Source organism: Paenibacillus sp. cl141a, assembly GCF_900109305.1.
Lineage (GTDB): Bacteria > Bacillota > Bacilli > Paenibacillales > Paenibacillaceae > Paenibacillus_AQ > Paenibacillus_AQ lautus_A.
On sequence record NZ_FNZO01000001.1, the window covers coordinates 416,152 to 435,142 of the forward strand.

General features: G+C 51.1%; 18 protein-coding genes. 12 read left to right on the plus strand and 6 right to left on the minus strand.

Annotated elements, in window-relative coordinates; genetic code table 11:
- Nucleotides 1–46 precede the first annotated feature (46 nt).
- Nucleotides 47–562, minus strand: a complete 516-nt coding sequence (locus BMX45_RS31665) for a hypothetical protein (RefSeq protein WP_254777917.1) — start codon at nt 560–562, stop codon at nt 47–49.
- A gap of 496 nt (nt 563–1,058) precedes the next feature.
- Here BMX45_RS31665 and BMX45_RS01980 point away from each other — a divergent pair, with 496 nt between their 5' ends.
- Both BMX45_RS01980 and BMX45_RS01985 read left to right on the plus strand, forming a co-directional pair.
- Nucleotides 1,059–2,057, plus strand: a complete 999-nt coding sequence (locus tag BMX45_RS01980; protein WP_090908255.1) for an NADPH:quinone oxidoreductase family protein — start codon at nt 1,059–1,061, stop codon at nt 2,055–2,057.
- 92 nt (nt 2,058–2,149) lie between these two features.
- Complete coding sequence (locus BMX45_RS01985; protein ID WP_090908256.1) at nt 2,150–2,677, plus strand: hypothetical protein; 528 nt, start codon at nt 2,150–2,152, stop codon at nt 2,675–2,677.
- Nucleotides 2,678–2,742: 65 nt separating this feature from the next.
- Here BMX45_RS01985 and BMX45_RS01990 read toward each other — a convergent pair whose 3' ends face one another.
- A complete protein-coding gene (locus BMX45_RS01990; protein WP_090908257.1) occupies nt 2,743–3,261 on the minus strand; it encodes a MogA/MoaB family molybdenum cofactor biosynthesis protein in 519 nt (172 codons plus the stop codon).
- Between the two features lie 108 nt (nt 3,262–3,369).
- Between BMX45_RS01990 and BMX45_RS01995 the strand changes: the two genes are divergently transcribed.
- The 7 genes from BMX45_RS01995 to BMX45_RS02025 all read left to right on the plus strand — a co-directional run bounded on the left by BMX45_RS01995 (nt 3,370) and on the right by BMX45_RS02025 (nt 9,494).
- The gene (locus BMX45_RS01995; RefSeq protein WP_090908258.1) at nt 3,370–4,458 is read left to right on the plus strand and encodes a CobW family GTP-binding protein; all 1,089 of its coding nucleotides are present in this window, start codon (nt 3,370–3,372) and stop codon (nt 4,456–4,458) included.
- Nucleotides 4,459–4,586: 128 nt separating this feature from the next.
- On the plus strand, nt 4,587–4,925 hold the full coding sequence (locus BMX45_RS02000) for a four-helix bundle copper-binding protein (RefSeq protein ID WP_009590455.1): 339 nt from the start codon (nt 4,587–4,589) through the stop codon (nt 4,923–4,925).
- Nucleotides 4,926–5,090: 165 nt separating this feature from the next.
- On the plus strand, nt 5,091–6,332 hold the full coding sequence (locus tag BMX45_RS02005; RefSeq protein ID WP_090908259.1) for an ROK family protein: 1,242 nt from the start codon (nt 5,091–5,093) through the stop codon (nt 6,330–6,332).
- A gap of 5 nt (nt 6,333–6,337) precedes the next feature.
- Nucleotides 6,338–7,228 (plus strand): ATP-binding cassette domain-containing protein, encoded by an 891-nt coding sequence (locus tag BMX45_RS02010; RefSeq protein WP_090908260.1) that lies wholly within the window; start codon nt 6,338–6,340, stop codon nt 7,226–7,228.
- Nucleotides 7,225–7,956: a hypothetical protein gene (locus BMX45_RS02015; RefSeq protein WP_090908261.1), complete on the plus strand. Its 732-nt coding sequence runs from the start codon at nt 7,225–7,227 to the stop codon at nt 7,954–7,956. The genes BMX45_RS02010 and BMX45_RS02015 overlap by 4 nt, the downstream gene beginning before the upstream one ends.
- A 79-nt stretch (nt 7,957–8,035) precedes the next feature.
- A complete protein-coding gene (locus BMX45_RS02020; RefSeq protein WP_090908262.1) occupies nt 8,036–8,500 on the plus strand; it encodes a hypothetical protein in 465 nt (154 codons plus the stop codon).
- A 67-nt stretch (nt 8,501–8,567) separates the two neighbouring features.
- Nucleotides 8,568–9,494: an S-layer homology domain-containing protein gene (locus BMX45_RS02025; protein ID WP_090908263.1), complete on the plus strand. Its 927-nt coding sequence runs from the start codon at nt 8,568–8,570 to the stop codon at nt 9,492–9,494.
- A gap of 199 nt (nt 9,495–9,693) precedes the next feature.
- On the opposite strand, the gene BMX45_RS02030 is transcribed toward BMX45_RS02025, so the two are convergent.
- A complete protein-coding gene (locus BMX45_RS02030) occupies nt 9,694–11,799 on the minus strand; it encodes an ABC transporter ATP-binding protein (protein WP_090908264.1) in 2,106 nt (701 codons plus the stop codon).
- The gene (locus BMX45_RS02035; RefSeq protein ID WP_090908265.1) at nt 11,800–13,557 is read right to left on the minus strand and encodes an ABC transporter ATP-binding protein; all 1,758 of its coding nucleotides are present in this window, start codon (nt 13,555–13,557) and stop codon (nt 11,800–11,802) included.
- A gap of 583 nt (nt 13,558–14,140) precedes the next feature.
- Here BMX45_RS02035 and BMX45_RS02040 point away from each other — a divergent pair.
- Both BMX45_RS02040 and BMX45_RS02045 read left to right on the plus strand, forming a co-directional pair.
- Entirely contained in the window at nt 14,141–14,446 is a 306-nt protein-coding gene (locus BMX45_RS02040; protein ID WP_009590696.1) for a HesB/YadR/YfhF family protein, read from the plus strand.
- A gap of 46 nt (nt 14,447–14,492) precedes the next feature.
- On the plus strand, nt 14,493–14,942 hold the full coding sequence (locus BMX45_RS02045; RefSeq protein WP_090908266.1) for an NUDIX domain-containing protein: 450 nt from the start codon (nt 14,493–14,495) through the stop codon (nt 14,940–14,942).
- A 139-nt stretch (nt 14,943–15,081) separates the two neighbouring features.
- Here BMX45_RS02045 and BMX45_RS02050 read toward each other — a convergent pair whose 3' ends face one another.
- Complete coding sequence (locus BMX45_RS02050) at nt 15,082–15,594, minus strand: hypothetical protein (protein WP_009590651.1); 513 nt, start codon at nt 15,592–15,594, stop codon at nt 15,082–15,084.
- A 249-nt stretch (nt 15,595–15,843) separates the two neighbouring features.
- Here BMX45_RS02050 and BMX45_RS02055 point away from each other — a divergent pair, with 249 nt between their 5' ends.
- Complete coding sequence (locus BMX45_RS02055) at nt 15,844–17,589, plus strand: ABC transporter ATP-binding protein (RefSeq protein ID WP_090908267.1); 1,746 nt, start codon at nt 15,844–15,846, stop codon at nt 17,587–17,589.
- A gap of 78 nt (nt 17,590–17,667) precedes the next feature.
- On the opposite strand, the gene BMX45_RS02060 is transcribed toward BMX45_RS02055, so the two are convergent.
- Nucleotides 17,668–18,963: a DUF6080 domain-containing protein gene (locus BMX45_RS02060; RefSeq protein ID WP_090908268.1), complete on the minus strand. Its 1,296-nt coding sequence runs from the start codon at nt 18,961–18,963 to the stop codon at nt 17,668–17,670.
- Between the last annotated feature and the right edge of the window lie 28 nt (nt 18,964–18,991).

Sequence of the window (18,991 nt, forward strand, 5' to 3'; positions counted from 1 at the left end):
CGATCTTGCCGCTTGGCAGGAGAAGGAGCGTCTTTTTGTACTTGGCTTATAGGTCGAGTCGATCCACGATACTTCCGTTGACGTCACGAGCGGTGAGATGAACCTTGTCCTTGATCTCAAGCATGTCAGGCTGGCGTTCGTAATACCACATGTACAAATCTTCACTGACATCCGGCCTCAGTTGTTGGTAGGGTATGGTATGTGCAGGCTGACCATTTACATGAATCCGAATGGGTTCTGTGCTTCTATACAGGCCAAATACGAGTGATGAATCCACGCTTGTCTCCGAGAATACAGGCGGAGAAGAGGGATTCTTGGCAGAAGGGTATAATATAGATACGGCGGACATCTTCCATCCGAACCACCCTTTGGTATAGATGGATAATTGTAGTCCCGCTCTAGATGTCACCACGAAAGAATAAGCCTTCTCCGAGGTTAATTCGGATTGTATGATTTTAGCATGATTAATGCTGTAAGGTGCTTCAAAAAAAGCATGTTTCTCCTTGAATACCGCCGCTTCGATCGAGCGGTGTGTGCTTGTGTATTCGTAGATCCCTGTCATTAATATGAAGAGGAGGCCGATTAGTACGTACACTTTGAGACCAGGCCAGGTAATTAAAGGGAAAACCCAGAAGACGAGTCTAAACAGCGTTAGAACGACACCGAGGCTTAGAAAGAAAACGAGAAACGAGCCGGCAATGCCCCCTGACTGTGTATGTATACCAAGGAATCCAAAAATCTGGCTGATCGGTTTATGGACGACCGGTAACAGAAATAGCGTCACCAGAGTGAGTAAGAACGAGAAGCGGAAGGATCTACGTTTAGATCCATAATCAAAATGAGTCATAACGTGGATTTCAACTCCTGCTGATCATTTTTTATAATAGTATTCTTTTTCCATAATAACACAATTCTGATTATAAAGGACGATAGTGGATCATTTCTCGGGAAAGCGCAGAAGCCGCCATTTTCCGAGAGTATCTATTAAGCTTCGACATATTCATAGTGCAAATCCAGATTGATCTACAGCACCTAAACTAACCCAAGGAGTGATATGTGTGGACAACGAAATCGAATTTCTGGCCTACGTTCTTCGTCAAGATGAGCAAGGGGTTCGCGGCAGCGTGGAGAACATGAGTTTGGATCAGCTGCCCGAAGGCGACGTTATCGTGAGGGTGTTATACAGCGGGGTTAACTATAAAGACGGGCTGGCCAGCATACCGGGTGGAAAAATCGTTCGCAGGTATCCTTTTATACCAGGCATTGATCTGGCAGGGACGGTCGTGCATTCCGCTCATGCGGATTACAAGGAGGGCGATTCCGTCCTCTGTACCGGTTATGAGTTAGGGGTATCCCATGAAGGCGGGTTCAGCCAATATGCACGGGTTAAGGGAGAATGGCTCGTTCCCCTGCCCCATGGCTTGTCTCCGCGCGATGCGATGGCCATCGGAACCGCAGGGTTTACGGCTGCTTTATCGATCGAGGCTTTATTGCGGAATGGGTTGCGGCAGGAGCAGGGTTCCGTCCTGGTTACGGGTGCGACCGGGGGAGTCGGCAGCTTCGCGGTATCCATTCTTAGCCAGTTAGGTTATGAGGTAACGGCATCGACAGGCAAATCCAGCCAGACCGACTGGCTCTTGAAGCTGGGAGCCCATGAGGTGATCTCCAGAGAAGAAGCTGCAGCAGCCTCCAAAGGGGCCATCTCCGCTGAGAAATGGGCAGCGGTGGTTGATCCCGTCGGTGGTAATCACTTGGGCGCCATCCTGAAAAGCGTACAATACGGCGGAAGCGTCGCCGTTTCCGGCATGACGGGCGGCGGTGCGTTTGAAACGACGGTGTTTCCGTTTATCCTTAGAGGCATCAATCTTCTTGGAATCGATTCGGTATACTGCCCGATGGCCTACCGCCGATCAGTATGGTCGAAGCTGGCCGATGAATGGAAGCCGGCATCCGTGCTTCAAGAAGGAATTACCGAATACGGACTAACCGATCTGCCTGTAGTGCTGAACACCATTCTTAAAGGCGGGGCGGTTGGAAGAAGCGTCATCGCTTTGTAATATTACCCTGATTTCGCATACGCATAATGTTCCTCATCCTCAGGCAATCTAAGGGAAGGCAACCTTTGACACCTAAGGAAGGGGGAGTGAACATGAAATACCGCAAAATCGTTACCGTGTTATGGCTCTGTTCCATTCTTGCCATATCGGTCGGTTGCTCCAAGCAGGTGGCCAAGGACGAGGCGCGCTTATATAACATGAGGGCTTACGAGGAAGGTTCCAGGGAGGCCCGGATATCAGGGCGGGGCATGAACGGAAAATTCCTTGAGGATCTCCAGGCCTCATTCAATCAGGCGGGCATGCCGCTGACCAATGAAACCTATGCGGAGGACAACGTAGGCAACATCACGTATCAATACCGGATCAATTATGATGCAAGCCAGTTTATTACCGTGTACGTTTATCAGAATCAAGCGGCACGGGAAAAAGGGCTTAAGGAAATCTATGGCGTAACAGAAGGGGATGCGAATGCGGCCGGCGGGCATAATCTGATCATAAGTGACAAGGAGACGTCCATCGTCTATTCGTCGACAGGCGACAAAACGGATAACTATTATGACCAGGTCAAAAAAATAGCACCTTCCCTGCTTGCCAAACATCAACGACGCGCCAGCAGTTAGGATACAGCTAAGGCCGGATGCCCATATGCATCCGGCCTTTTTTCATGGTGCCCGGCGTGAGCTGGTTATGATCGGTGTTTATCCAGCTCATATTTGACGTGCCGCAGTTCAGGCAGGAGGATGCGGTTCATCGCAAGTTTTACGGCACCGCTGGAACCCGGCATCGAGAAGACAGCCGTGTGGCTTATCGTGCCTCCGATCGCGCGGCTTAAAATAGCCGCAGACCCGATATCTTCGGTGAAGCTAAGGAAGCGGAAGATCTCTCCGAATCCCGGGAGTTCTTTATCCAGCAACGAAGAGACCGCTTCATAGGTGGTATCCCGGCTTGAGATGCCTGTTCCGCCGGTTAATAACACGATATCGATCTCCGAAGCGCTGGCCGCGGAATAAATCGTTTCACGGATCGTTTCGTAGTCGTCTGGAACAATGCTGTATGCCACGACGGCATGTCCGGCTTCTTCAAGCAAGCCGATCATCAGTTTGCCGCTCTTGTCCGTGTCCTTCGTCCGCGTGTCCGAAACCGTAATCACCATACAGTTCACGGAAGCGGGGGATTGCTGTTTATGTTCTTGCGTTGAATTCATGCCTAATGACAACTCCTGTTCAGTTAATGGCGGGACGCTTGCGGTCGACGGATGAAATGTAGTACACTCGCTAGCATAATAAACAATGTGCGCAAAGGAGTATGGAACGTGGAGCACGTAACACCCATTTATATTTTATCAGGTTTTCTCGGCAGTGGAAAAACGACATTGCTTAGCCGCCTCATTGCCTCCTTCAAGCAGCAGGGATTGCGGCCGGCCATTGTCATGAACGAGATCGGCGAGGTTAACATTGAAGGGCTGGCAGCCGATGAAGCGGTGCCGACGGCAGAGATGCTGAGCGGCTGCATCTGTTGCACCATTCGTTCCGATTTATCATCCGAAATCGCGATGCTGATCCAGCGGGAGCGGCCGGATGTCATCGTTATTGAAGCGACGGGGATCGCCAATCCGATGGAGATTCTGGACGCAACCGCGGAAGCTTCATTATATATGAGAATTGACGTAAAAAAACTGATCACCGTCGTGGATGCCGCGCATCTGCTTCATTTGAACATAGAGCAGAAGGGAAAGACCTACCGGTTGATGCAGGAGCAGATTCGCGCAGCCTCCGCGCTTGTCCTTAATAAAATGGACCTGGTCGAGGACCGGGACAGCGAGACGATTCGAGAGCTGGTGAAGCGGTGGAATCCGCATGCCCTGATTGTTCCTTCGGTGCGCTGCGACTTGAATGTTGAAGTTTTGCTGCAGAGCGATCCCTTGGATCGGAATGAGCAATCGATTGTACATCATCGCGAGGCCGGGGATGCCCTTGAGCACACAGACAAGCACAAGCAAGCCAACAGCCATAAGCATGACGACAACCACGAGCCTGGCCACAACCACGATCATGACCACAGCCATGAACCTGGCCACAACCACGACCAAACACATGATCATGGCTCCCATGATCATGTCATGTCGTACACATACTACTTCAGCCATCCGGTAAACAGCGTGGAGTTCGAACGATTGATAGCCGGGCTGCCAAGGGATGTATACCGGGCGAAGGGCATTCTCACCTTCAGTGATACGAACAGCCGTTTTTTGTTCCAGTACGCGTTTCGCGAATCCGATTTTATGAAGATAACGCCACAGGGCCAAGTGCCGGATGTGGTGGTGTTTATCGGGGAGCATTTTCAGAAATCGCTGCTAAGGGAGCAGCTTGAACAGCTGGAGGGGAAGACAAGCCGGGCATAAGTCAGCCATTTTAGCCTGATCATTCTGGGCAATTGTTCCTTGGGACTTTCTGGCCGGCGTTTGATTCAGAGGGCAGTCGAACGTTTAATACAAAGGCATAGCGTAATAACTACAAGGAGGATCTACCAATGTTAAATGAACTCAAATATAAAGAATGCATCGAAGCATGTCTCCAATGTATGAACGCTTGCAATGTATGCTATGTATCCTGCTTGAAAGAATACGAGCTGGCCATGCTTCGCGATTGTATTACACTCGATAGAGAGTGTGCGGATATTTGTGCATTTGCGGCTCAAGCCATGTCCCGCAAAAGCCCTTACGTTAAGGAAATTTGCGAGCTGTGCATCAAGGCATGCCTGGCTTGCGCGGAAGAGTGCGAGAAGCATGATCATGAGCATTGCAAACAATGTGCGGAAGCATGCCGGAAATGTGCCGAAGCATGCCGCGAAATGCTGAGCCACGTTTAATCTAACAAGTTCTATTGTGTGATATAACTAGGCCTGATTTCCGAATAGGAGGTCAGGCTTTTCATATGCAGTTCGAGTAATGGATTTTACTAACTCCGAATTTTCACCTATGATAGATGTATGAGAGGGCTAGAACAATATGGGTAAAAAGAATGAGGTTGTAAGATGAACAGTTCCGTTGGCAAGAACAATCGGCATGTCAAAAACCTGAATCGCATCGGCATTATCGCGCTGCTCCGCGACTACGGCAGTTTAACGAAAGCGGAAATCGCAGCCAAAATGAATTTGACGTTTACCGCCGTGAACAATTTGGTGGATGAGCTGATGAAGGATCGATTGATTGCTGAAGCCGGGTTTTATGACGAGTCCAGCCGGGGCAGGAAGCCCAAACTCCTCTCCTTGAATCCCGGTGATATTTGCACGGTTGGCGTTCATATCAGCGCCTCCTCCGTAAGAGCGGCAGTCATTAATTTGCAGGGGAAAGCGATGATGGAGAAACGCTCCTCCTTTGAAAATAACACCAATCGTGGCAGCGTGGTGAATGTCATCATCTCCACGATCCAAGACGTATTGGAAGAGTCGGGCCTGAAGTCCCAAATCATCGGCATAGGGGTGGGAGCTCCTGGACCGCTTGATCCGGTCCAAGGCAAGATTCTGTCTCCGCCAAACCTTCCCGGACTGCAGCAGGTCCGATTAAAGGGACTGATCGAGGAGAATACGGAGCTTCCGACCCAAATCGAGAAAGACGCTAACGTGATGGCACTCGGTGAGTTATGGTATGGAAACGGCAGGCATTTCAACCATTTGGTATATGTGGATGCGGATATTGGGATCGGAAGCGGATTGATCTTCAACCAGAAAATATATCAGGGTTACCCTCATGGAGCCGGTGAGATCGGGCACTGCACGATTGATATTGACGGTCCGCGCTGCAATTGCGGCAATACCGGCTGCCTGGAAGCGATCGCTTCCGGTATGGCCGTCGTCCGCAGGGTCGGAGAAGAGCTGCGGCGCGGAGCTGCGAGTTCTCTTCAATCCTCGTTTGATGGCAATGATCACGGATTGGACATCTCCGATGTGATCACGGCCGGTCTGGACGGAGATCCATTGGCTGCCAATATGCTGAACGAATCGGCTCGTTATGTCGGTATATCCCTGGCTAATGTCATTAATCTGCTAACCCCGGAGACCATTATCATCGGTGGTGTTCTTGCGAACCGGTACCCGGATTTCTTCACATATGTAAGAGAAACATCATATAACAGAAGTTTGTCCAGCTTTCACGATAAAATCGTGCTTCAGCCATCCGAGTTGGGAGAGTATGCGGGCGTCATAGGCGCCGGCACGATCGTGTTCGATAAATACCTGAACGAAATACAAACACCAGAATATGTGAACAGGAGTTGAAGTGTTTGCAAGAACTGCTGGAATTGAACGGAGTACATAAGCGTTTCGGCAAGTATGCCGTCCTGCATAACATCACCTGGAGCATCTCCCGCGCTGAGTGCGTTGCGATAACGGGAAGCAATGGCGCAGGCAAGAGCACGATGCTGCATGTGATAGCGGGGCTGACTAACCCGTCGGAAGGGGCCAGGATCGAATATGGAACATCGCTGCGCGTCGGCTATGTACCGGAACGTTTTCCTGCGCTGCGGTTTCGCCCTTCCGAATATTTGCGCCACATGGCCGGCATTCAGGGCATGGACAAACAAGAAGCCGCGAAGCGGATCGATGCCATGCTGAATGTGTTTCAACTGCAGGACATAAAGATGACGTTATGCTCCAAAGGGATGCTGCAAAAGGTCAATATCATGCAGGCCTTGCTTAGCCAGCCCGATCTGCTGCTTCTGGATGAGCCGCTTTCGGGATTGGACGAGTCCTCCCAAATGGAGATGGTCGGCATTCTGACCGAGATCAAAAGACAAGGAACGGCTATCGTGATGTCTGTTCACGAGCCGCTGCTTATTGCATCGTTGGCTGATCGGGAGACGAAGCTGCGGCAGGGGCGGATCGAGCGGGACGGATTGCTTGAAAGGAGTCCGTATGTAGAGCGGATGAAGCTGGAATTCACGCACGTTTCGCCGGACAACATGCTGGAGCTTGAACGCCGTCCCGGGTTTCTCTATTGGATATCCAGAGGCAACCCGGCATCGATGATGGTTACGCGGCAGGCAGCGGACGGCATGCTGCTGGAAATTTTGCAGTCGAGCGGTTCGCTGCTACGGCTTGAGCCTTGGCGCGGAGAGATGAAAGAGCCTGAGCGCCCGGGTTCCGGACAGCCTATGGAGGTGGAGGGAGCATGATGGGATCCCTGATTCGTTACTTGCTTGCCAGTTACACAAGATCTTATCGATACTTTGCTCCGATTGCATTTATGCTGATCTCGGTGGTGTTCCTCTACTCCTACCGGCCTAACCCGATCATGGACAGTTTTGCCGTGACGGCAGCTTTTCTGTTTGTCGGCTCAGCTTGGCTGGGTTTGAATTTTCACAATCACGATCAAGGGCGTCAAACGACGCTCCTGATTGTTCATAGCGGCAAGGCCTTACGGTTTTATGCCGCCCAATATATGACGGTAAGCCTTCTGTCCATCCTATTCAGTGCATTTGCTGTCTTTTATCCCGTCATGTTCGGGATGTTTGATAAGCCGATTGCATTCTCCGAGCTTGCATTTGGTTATGTTGGACATGTCGCAATGTCCTTGCTGGGCATTTCGCTGTCCGTTTTCTTTCAGTTCAGCTTCATGGAGAACCAGGGAAGAGCGGCAGGGTTGCTATTCATCGTGATCATTGTATCCTTGGCCGGTCGATCCATTGTCCAGTTCGAACATGCTTATTGGGGAATCATCCCTTACTTGCTTCCGCCTGTCTCCGTCATGATGGACCTGTTCATGCATGCCGACGAGCGGTCACCGGCTGTCAAGCTCCTGACGATTGCCTATTCCTTCATCTACGGATTTATTTTACTGGCTGTTTATCTATGGATGGCCTCCCGCAAGGATGCAGCGTCCATGATCCGAAAAGTAGGTTGAAGTAGGAGGAGTCTTCCTTTACCATAGGAATATACACAAATAGAAACGGTAAAGACAGCCAATACTAGAGGAGGATACCATGAAACAAACTCGACTGCTGGACAGTGACCACTCCAAAGAGCTGTTTGCCTATTTCGGATTAGCGGTGTATTATTCACAGGCCCTTGAGCAGCAGCTCGCGAATTTGTTGATGCTGATCAAGCTTTCTCAAGGAAATGTGCCTTCAGAGGAAGATTTCACCGAATTATATCAGCGGAAACTAAGCAGCTCCCTGGGCCAGCTGGTCCATGAGATCCAGCATTACTTTCCGTTCTCCGAGGAAGAGACGCTACAATTAAAAGAAGTATGGAAGCAGCGAAACTATATCGTTCATGATTATTTCAAAGAACGGATCCATGAGACGTTTAGCCCGGCTGGCCGTTCCCGAATGATACGGGAGCTGACGGCATTTAAGGACCAAGCCCAAGCGCTGGAGCAGAAGCTTCAAGGCTATTCCCGCGAGATGTATATAAAGTTGGGCCTGGATAGCGAAAAAAGCGTGTAGAAGAAAATGCGCTTCAGATGAAACATATTCCAGCACCTCTGCGTCAGGAATAATAGGAGGTGTAACTATGAAAAAAACAACCAAATTATTAACCGCTATGCTTGTCACTTCGTCATTGCTCGGTGCCGGCGCCGCCTCTGCTTTTACGGATATACAAGAGGAGAAGCCATTGCAAATGGTGAAGGAACTGCAATCGAAAGGGATTATCCAAGGCATCAGCGCCGACAAATTCGCTCCGTCCAAGACGATAACGACCGCTCAGGCGGTGCAGATGATCGTGAATGCGGCCGGCCTGGAGGTGCAGCCGAACTTTACGGGCCGCTCGTTCGACAGTGTTCCGAAGGATGCTTGGTTTGCCGAAGCCGTGAACATTGCGGCTCAGAACGGATTGTCGGTATCCGCGGACATGAAATGGAGTGAGCCGATCACGCGCGAAGGGTTCGCGACCTTGCTCTCGGAAGCGATTCAGAAGACCGGGAATTATCCCGTGATCATGATGTATCTGCATGTGGCCGACGAGGATCTGATGAAAGAGGAGAGCCGGGGGGCCGTGCAATTCCTGCTGTTAACCAAAATCGCGAAGCTGGACGCGAACGACAAGTTCCATCCAACGAAGAGTTTATCGCGAATCGAAGCGGCTGAGCTCGTATACAATTCCATTCGATTCATTGAGGAGCATCAGAAGAACATGATACCCGAAGAGCCGGCGCAATCTGAACCGGATGTAAGCACAAGCGTTGTCAAGGTGGACGAATCGCAGAACAAAGTCACGGTAACCAAGGAAGATCTGCCGAATCCGGGATATGGCATTAAAATTACTTCGGTCGACTATGTTGGCGACACCGAAGCCGTAATCTACTTCAAGGTGGTGCAACCCGATCCGGACAAAATGTACCCGCAGGTCATCTCAAAATCGTCCGATGACGTGCTCGTGCCGTCCAAATACACCAAAATCACGGTCAAAGCAGCCGGTACTCTTGATTCGGCAAAGTAATTCTTGTTATGTACCTCCAGAATATGATGTAAAAAAAGAAGGCTGTCCCCAAGCGAATGTTACATTCGACAGGGGACAGCCTTTTTATAGTGTCAGAAAGTATAGACTTCGAAGCCTGGACCTTCCGGATATCGCAAGAAAAACTACGATTAACCGCGGTCCGTATTCTTATGACTGCGTTAGCTTTGCCTAACTTGTTCTATAAATGCCCTCCGGCCAAGTTGCTGTTGGAAGCGGCCAGCACCGTTTCCTTATTCTCCGGAACCGAAGGCGAGCTTCCTTGCTGGAGCTGGTACATTTTAAAGTACCTTCCGCCCAATGCCATCAATTCGTCATGGGAACCCTGTTCCACGATTTCTCCGCGGTGAAGGACCAGAATCTGATCGGCGCTGCGGATCGTGGATAAGCGGTGAGCGATGATAAACGTTGTACGACCTCGCTTCAGAACCTCCAGCGCGTCTTGAATCAAGGCTTCCGTTTCCGTATCGATGTTAGCGGTGGCCTCATCAAGGATCAGAATGGCCGGGTTGAACGCCAAAGCACGGGCAAACGAGATCAACTGGCGCTGCCCGGCGGAAAGCGTACTGCCTTTCTCCAGCACCGGCTCATCAAAGCCTTGCGGCAGATGGGCCAGGAGCCGATCGGCACCTACGTCGCGAAGGGCCTGCTCTACCTGTTCCCGGGTAATGTCCGGATCGCCCAGGCTGACATTGGATGCAATGGTGCCGGTGAACAGGTACGGATCCTGCAGCACGATTCCCATATGCTTGCGGAGCCACTGCTTCGGAATATCGGTGACAGGCTGGCCGTCAATCGTGATGGTGCCTTTTTGCGGGTCGTAGAAACGGAACAGCAGATTGATGATGGAGCTTTTGCCCGAGCCCGTATGCCCGACAAGCGCCACCGTCTGTCCTTGCTTCGCTTCAAACGAAATGTTCTTCAGCACGTAGTCCTTCTTGTAAGCGAACGATACGTCCTGAAACTCCACATTCCCCAAATATCGCGGCATGGAGCCATCCGTTACTTTTTCGCCCGTTTCATCCATCAGCTCGAATACCCGCTTGGCGGAGACGATGGAGGTATCGAGCGCGGCCAGCTGGTTGACCATGCCCGTAATCGGCTGGAACATCCGTCCGAGCAGATCGACGAAGGCGTACAGCACGCCGATCGAAACGATCCCGGCACCGTTCAGCGATGCCGAACCGAAATACCAGAGCACGACCACAAAGGAAACGTTACGCAGCACATTGACCAGGTTGTGCGTGGTGAAGGAGTTCAGATTCAGCATTTTGTTCTGATGGGCCATGTAATCCGCGTTTAGCGCCTCGAACTCGTCCTGGGTCGCTTTTTGGCGGCGGAATACACGGATGATGGCCATACCCTGGATGGATTCATTGATAATGGCGTTGATCTCGCTCAGACGGGAGCGGATAACCGTATTGTATTTGGTTGCGAATTTACGGTACAGGATGGTCCATACAATCAGCATCGGGATGACAAACAAACTGATCAAGCCCAGTCTGACGTCCAGAAGGAACAGGGCGACATAAACACCCGTGATATAGACGGCGCCGGAGCTGAAGTTGGATAATACCGCAACAAACAGGTCCTTAACCGCTTCGGTGTCATTCGTTACCCGGGAAACGACTTTGCCTGCCGGCAGATTATCGAAGAAGTTGACGGGCAAGCGCTGTATATGGGCATATACATCGGCACGCAGCTTCTGGATGACCCGATTGGCTGCCGATTGGAGCCAGTACGTTCTGCCGAATACCGTTATCATGGAGATCAGAAGACAGATCAGGAACAGGCCGACGAGTTTATAAATGCTGGGCAGCTCGGGTTTGTAAAATTCAAACAGCTGTTCTTTGGTTAATTTGACGGCCGGGTATTGCAGCTCTTCCGAGGCGTAGGAAATCGTCAATACGCCATCCTGGAAGGAACGGTTTCCCTCGGTTCGGGTTACCGGTTCATCAATGAAATAGAAGCTGCGGCCTGCCTGAACGAGGCGCACTTCCTGACCTCGCGTCTCGCCTTCCTGAAAGCGATCCTCGCGTTTATAATAAGTTCCGTTATAGGATGCGGCACCCTGAGCCTGCGTCGTCTCATAATAGGGACGCTCGATGCCCAGGATATGCTCGTCGATCATCGTTTTCGCGATGAAGGGCCCTGCCAGCTCCGCGGCAACGCCGATGGCCAGCAGAATCAGGGCGGTGATGAAGGTGCCCTTAGCCGTTAAGGCATAACGGAAGAGCCGTTTGGCAATTCCGGATTCATTCGAGATGGTTGTATCGCTTGGAGTCAATTAAGACACCTCCTCCGAGGTCAGATTGTTTTCCACCTGCTGGCGTTCGAATTGCTCGCGGTACCAGCCGCCGAGTTCCAGCAGTTCATCATGGGTTCCCTGCTCCGTGATTCGGCCGTCCTCCAGCACGACGATCAGATCGGCATGCTGGACCGCCGAGAGGCGATGCGTGGAGATCAGGGTCGTTTTACCGGCGCGCTTGCTCCGGATATTATCGATGATCCTGGCTTCCGTGCGCGCATCCACCGCGGACAAGGAATCGTCCAGAATCAGGATTTCAGGGTCACCGATGAAAGCTCGGGCCAGGGAAACCCGCTGTTTTTGCCCGCCGGACAGCGCCACGCCTTTTTCGCCGACAACGGTATCAAGACCATCGGACAGGGTGACCAGATCGCGGTCAAACGCAGCGGTCGTAATTGCCTCCATGATCAATTCGTCGCTGGCATCCTTCTTGCCGAATTGGATGTTCTGGCGCACCGTCTTGGAGAACAGGATCTGCTCCTGCGGCACATACCCGATCCAGCTGTGGAGCTGATCGGTCGCGAGCCTCTCCATCGGCACGCCGGATATGAGGATATCCCCGGTTCCGGTCGGATACTCATGCAGAAGCTGCTTCAGCAGCGTCGATTTGCCGCTGCCCGTGCGTCCTACAACGCCTAGCGTCTGCCCTTTTTGCAGCGTAAAGCTGATATTTTGCAAATTTTTGATCGTCGAGGTCGGGTAACGGAAGGTGACATCCTTAAATTGAATCGTGTCCGGAACCTTCACGTTTACGGGGTCCGCGACGTCGGCAACATCCGGCGGCGTCTTCAAGGTTTCGTTGACCCGATCCAGCGATGCGTTACCCCGCTGCATGATATTGATCAATTCCCCGATCGCAAACATCGGCCAAATCATCATCCCGAGGTACATATTGAACGATACGAGATCTCCGAGCGTGATTTGATTTTGGAACACGAGGTACACCCCGTAGGCCAAACCGATGACGTAGCTGAGACCGATGGAAAAATTGATGGTCGGCTCGAATAAGGCATCCACTTTGGCAACCGCCAGATTTTTACGATATACGTCATCCGTAATATCCTGGAAGCGCTGCTGATCGGCGCGTTCCTGCACATAAGCGCGGATGACGCGCACGCCGGCTACGGATTCCAGCACCTGGTCGTTCATGTCTCCGAAGGCATCTTGAGCCAGCGTATAGCGCTTATGAATGGCTCTTCCGTAGATCACCATGCCAATGGCAATGATCGGCATCGGCAGAATCGCGGCCAGCGTCAACTTCCAGCTGACGATGAAGCCCATGGCGAACAGGACGACGATCAAGTAGATGGTGGAGTCCGTCATGACGAGCATGCCGAAGCCGGCGGTTGCAGCCACGGAGCGAAGGTCATTCGTCGCTTTGGCCATCAGGTCCCCGGTACGGTTGCGCTCGAAAAACGGAGGAAGCATCCGCAGCAAATGGTTCATGTACCGGGTACGGAGCAGGCGTTCCACGAGGTTTGCGCCTCCGAACAATCGGTGCATCCATATGTACGTAGCACAATAAACGACAGCAACAATGCCGAGAATCATGAGCAGGTATTGGACGAGGGACGCCCAGGTTATGGAACTGCTGACGATATCGTCAATGGCGTTTCCGAGCAGGAGCGGCGGCAGAAGCTCAACCAATCCGCAAAAGATGAGCAGCGCCAGGCCGATCAAATAACGTTTTTTCTCACGCTTGAAAAACCAGCCTAAATTTTTAAGTACGGCAAACACATTATCCCTTCCTTTCGTATCGTTCTGGCATCATATCATCCGCAAAAACCAAAAAAAGCACATCATCCGATGACGGACGATATGCTTCATTAATTTTGAACTTATCATACGCACGGTGATCATGTCTTCCGCGCAAAGGTCAGCAGCTTCGTTCGAATCATTCCGACAACGAATGAACGAGGCTTGATGATGATGAGACAGCACCAGCGGGGAGTCGATCCATATTGAATTGTAGGGAATGATGATCCAGATGATCTATATCCATCGCAAACAATTTCAGCATGTCACTCACCCTTTCTTCGTCATTTTACATTTTATTCAAATCGATCTCGTATGGACTGAATTTTATCACCATGAACTGGAATGTGTCAAACTTATTTTTTCGGCTCCCCGCGAGTTATTCTTATAGTGAAGGAAGGCCGGAACCTTATGTCACTATTTAATTATCAAAATGATTTGTATCCTAACGTACGTATGCGTTATGATAATATTGCAGCTAAATATGGATACCGTCCCTAAGATCTCCGGTCTGCCAAAAGATAGGGATCAACATAAAATAACGTCTAAGGAGGGTGCACGACACATGCAAATTCAAGTCAGCGATCAGGCAGCACGTTGGTACAAGAAGGAACTCGACCTTCAAGCCGGCACGTTCGTTCGCTTCTTTCCACGCTATAGCTCAGGCGGCGGGCTCCATCCCGGCTTTTCGCTCGGTATTTCGGTAGAAGAGCCAAGGGAAGCAGGACTGACGGAGCGTTCGGAAGAGGTAACTTTCTATATGGAAGAGCAGGATCTGTGGTATTTGAAAGGGTATACGCTACGCGTGAAATATGAGGAATCCTTGGATGACATTTCGTATATTTATGAAGAAGAGGGCGCAGTAAATTAACCTGATGAGAGACTGCAGCGCCATCTAGGGAAAGGAGGCTCCCAAGATGAGCGTATATCACCGTGATATTCGCCAGTATATCGGCAAACGTTCGGTGGTCCGTGTGAAAGCGGCGGTGCTTGTGCTGAACGATAACGGAGAGATTCTGCTCCTGAAACGTCAGAACAGGGACGAGTGGGGACTCCCGATCGGAAGCCTGAAGCCCGGCGAGGCTCTTGAAGACACGGCCTCCAGAGAGCTGTGGGAAGAGAGCGGCCTGACCGCGGACGATATGCGACTCTTGGACCTTGTATCAGGTCCGGAGTATATGAAGAAGCAGCTTGGTGGAGATGAGGTATATTATGTAATCGGCGTGTACGCGGCAACCGGTCTGCACAGCGCCATTCATTTGTCCCCGAATACGGAAGTATCTCTTAAATATTTTGATTTCCAGGCATTGCCCGCTATGGATGCCATCACGATCCGCTTGCTGGATAAGGTAAAAAAGAAGAGCTGAGGCTCGTTCGTGGCGGCAGATGCGTTTGCTTTATATTCCCCGCACGGGGAATTTTTTTCGGTCAACATGAGGAGTCCCTGCCCCATTCAAACCGGGGAAGGGACTCCTTTTGCCTTGTGTAAGCATGTACACAAGATACTTACGGCTGCCCGGATAACGGGACCTCCAGCGCAAAGTCAAAATCGTCGATATCATAGACCTGTACGGGAAGAGCGCTTTCAACGATGCGCTGAATCAACTCGTATTGATCCGTCAATATGGGAGCCTCCGCTTTTTGGGAAGCCAGCAGCAGTTCGGTCTCAATGGGATCGAAGGACTCTCCGTACGGTGCGGTGTCCATCGTGTTCATGACCGAGACCCGAGTGGTTTCGCTAACGGGAATGGTCGGGCTTTTGGACCAGGGAACCTGGAGGGCCCGCTCGATTTTCTTTTTATTCAGCGGCTCTTCGAAATATGATATCAATTCGCCGATCTTTATTTTGACGTGCTGGTCATCAGCACTGCTATTCATGAGATGTTCCTCCGTGGTATGAAGCTCATATAATTCCAAAATCGTGGTGTATGGAATGATGTATTCGACGGGTTTGGGTGGTACTAACAGCTGACCGTAAATGGCCAGCATGACCGCCTCCGTCACGAAAATTCTGGTCATGACTAAATCCTCCTGCAGACATGATACATTTCATGAGTTTAGAACTAATAAAGCATTGAAGCTCTCAAATGTCAACTGCTCTTCGACTGTCACTGGATGGATGTCCCTTTAGAAAAACCTCCATCGATGTACCTTTACAGAAGGCAGACAGCATTTAGAAGGGCGTTTTTCTTGCGATTATCGAAGGGGTTCACCTTCGCAGAAAACTTGTGCATTCTATAATCTGAAGAAAGGGGCTGTGATTCACCTTTGAAGTCATGGAAAATCTATTATCCGTTCGTTAAGCCGTATATGAAGTGGATCATTCTCACCCTCATCATCGGCATGATCAAATTCGCGATCCCGTTATTGCTGCCCATGATCATGAAATATGTCGTGGATGATCTGCTGATCAATCAGCAGATGAGCATCGAGCAGAAAATCCAGGATCTGATGTGGATTCTCGGGGGGACGCTGGTGCTGTTTGTCATCGTTCGCGGTCCGGTGGAATACCTGAGGCAGTATTTTGCGCAGTTCATTACGAGCCGTATTTTGTTTGACATGCGCAACCGGCTGTATGCGCATCTGCAGCGGTTGTCCCTCCGTTATTACCAGAACACCAAGGTAGGCGAGGCGATATCGCGTTTTATCAACGATGTGGAGCAATCGAAAAACCTGGTCGAAGTCGGCATGATGAACATCTGGCTGGATATGTTCACCTTGTTGTTCGTATTAGTGGTCATGCTCTTCATGAATCCCGTTTTGACGCTGGTTGCCATCTCGATTCTGCCTCTGTACGGACTAGCGGTGAACTTACTGTATAAACGCCTTAAGCGCCTGACCAAAGACCGGTCGCAGGCTCTCGCGGGCATTCAGGCATACCTGCATGAGCGGATTCAAGGGATCTCGGTCATCCGAAGCTTTACCCTGGAGCGTTATGATCAGAAGAAATTCGAAGGCATCAACGGAAATTTCCTGAATAAAGCGATGGCCCAGACGCGCTGGAATGCGCTGACCTTCTCGGTGATTAACACGCTGACCGATATTGCGCCTATTCTGGTTATCGGGTACGGGGGCTACCGGGTGATCCAGGGAGATCTGACATTAGGTACGTTTGTTGCCTTCTTCGGTTATCTCGACAGGTTGTATGCGCCCCTTCGCCGCCTGATTAACTCTTCAACGGTGCTGACGCAGGCCTCAGCGTCGCTGGAGCGGGTCAAGGAGCTAATGGACGAGCCGTATGACATCGTGGACCGTCCGAATGCCAAAACGCTTAAGACCGCGGGACAGATCGAATTCGACCGTGTCTCCTTCAAATACAATGACGCAGCGGGATGGGTGCTTCAAGATATTAACCTGACCATTCAGCAGGGACAGACGATTGCGTTCGTCGGCATGAGCGGCGGCGGCAAATCGTCCCTGATTGGACTGATTCCGAGATTCTACGATGTGCAGCAGGGCGCGGTGAAGATTAACGGCCACGATGTCAGGGATTTGACGCTGGACAGCCTGCGCGGATCGGTGGGCATGGTCCTGCAGGACAACTTCCTCTTTAGCGGCACCGTACGAGAAAATATTCTGTTCGGCAATCCGGAGGCGGATGAAGCTGCGATCGTCGCGGCTGCCCAAGCCGCCAATGCCCATGACTTCATTACCCAGCTGCCGCAAGGCTATGACACGGAAGTAGGCGAACGCGGCGTCAAACTGTCGGGAGGACAGAAGCAAAGACTGGCGATCGCCCGCGTTTTTCTCAAGGATCCGGACATTTTGGTGCTGGATGAGGCGACTTCGGCGCTGGATTTGGAGTCCGAGCATCTGATCCAGCAGGCGCTGCAATCCCTAGCGAGCAACCGCACTACATTGATCGTCGCCCATCGTCTTTCGACCATAACGCACGCCGATCAAATCGTTGTGCTGGAGAATGGAAGAATTACGGAGCAGGGCACGCACGGCGAACTGATGAATCTGGATGGAAGCTATGCCAGACTGTACAACGTGCAGCATTTGGAGACTTAGTTACACGAAAGACCCGTCCTTCAAGGCATGGTATTCGGCCATGCTTCGGGGGACGGGTCTTTTGTTTTTTTTACAGTCTTATTTCTCGATATGTTTGAACACCGTGTCATAGGTCGTCTGAATATAGTCCAGCGACTGACCATGCAGCACGATATTGTTGACCAGCGTGATGAGCAGGAAGAGCGCCATGACGCCGGTGAGGACTTGTTGAAGCCGGAGGCTCTTCGTCTTGGCAATGAACAGCGCAGCAAGCACGAACAGCGCAAACAGATAATGTCCTGCGTAGAGGTAGAGATCGTAAGCATATGTGGCCAATCCGAACCCCACGATGATGTGCAGCAAAATGGCGAACAGAACGTAGATGGAAAACGCCCAGGTATCCCGGGAACGGATGCCCTTGATGAAGGACAGGACTGCCAGGAGCAGTACCCCGATCCCGACGATATGGACATGGATCGGATACGGTTTGGCCAGATCCGTCACGAACGCCGCGATTCCCGGATCGATCATGGCAAGCTCAGGTGACAGGATCGGGCTTACAAACAGCATGTAGAAGACCCGGGAATGATGCTCCCATGAAAAGGGAGAAACATAGCTAAGCGCACCGTTCTGCACGCTTGAAAACACATTCGCGATCCATGTCTTGCCGGAGAACAGCAAGTGCTGAAGCAGGGTGACGATCGCCACCATCCCCAGAAAAACCACCATAATGATGATAAACCTTTTGAACGTATCCTTCCGGCGTCGATAATCGAACAGGCTGATCAGCAGCGCACCCGAGAACGTTGCCACATTCGTGGACGTGATCCCGAAATTAATCAGGGCCAGGGAGGCATTTGGCAAAACGGCATACCGGTCCTCCAACCGGCTGTAGTGCAAATAAGCGGCCGACAGAATAATCATGAATTGGGCATACGCGTATGAATCCGGAATGAATGCCGTGAACAGCGAATACGAGCTGACACCGAAGAAAGCCGCCGTTACGAAGGACAGAAGCCATCCGGCTCCGCTTCGCCGAACGATGTAATAAACCAAGGCTGCACTAAAGGCGTTCAAGACGGATTGAATCAGAAGATAAGGGAGGTTGGAGCTCCCGATCATCGTTGTTAGCGGACTCGTCAGGAAATTAATGAACGGATGGATGATCGAAATATTTTCCGGTCCATACTCCATCGAAGGGTCGAAGTTAAACAGATTCAGCGTAAAGGGCGCACCGTAGAATGGGCTGTGAGGCATCAATTCGGCTGCGTGATCCTTGATGTATGTCACAAAGGGAAGGTTCATGAACACATACCATAAGGCAAGGCAGACGCTTAGCCCGACCGCCGTGTAATTATCTTTTCTTTTTCCAAATAAATAACTGATAAAAGTCATGTTTTTCGTTCCACCAATCTATCCGTGA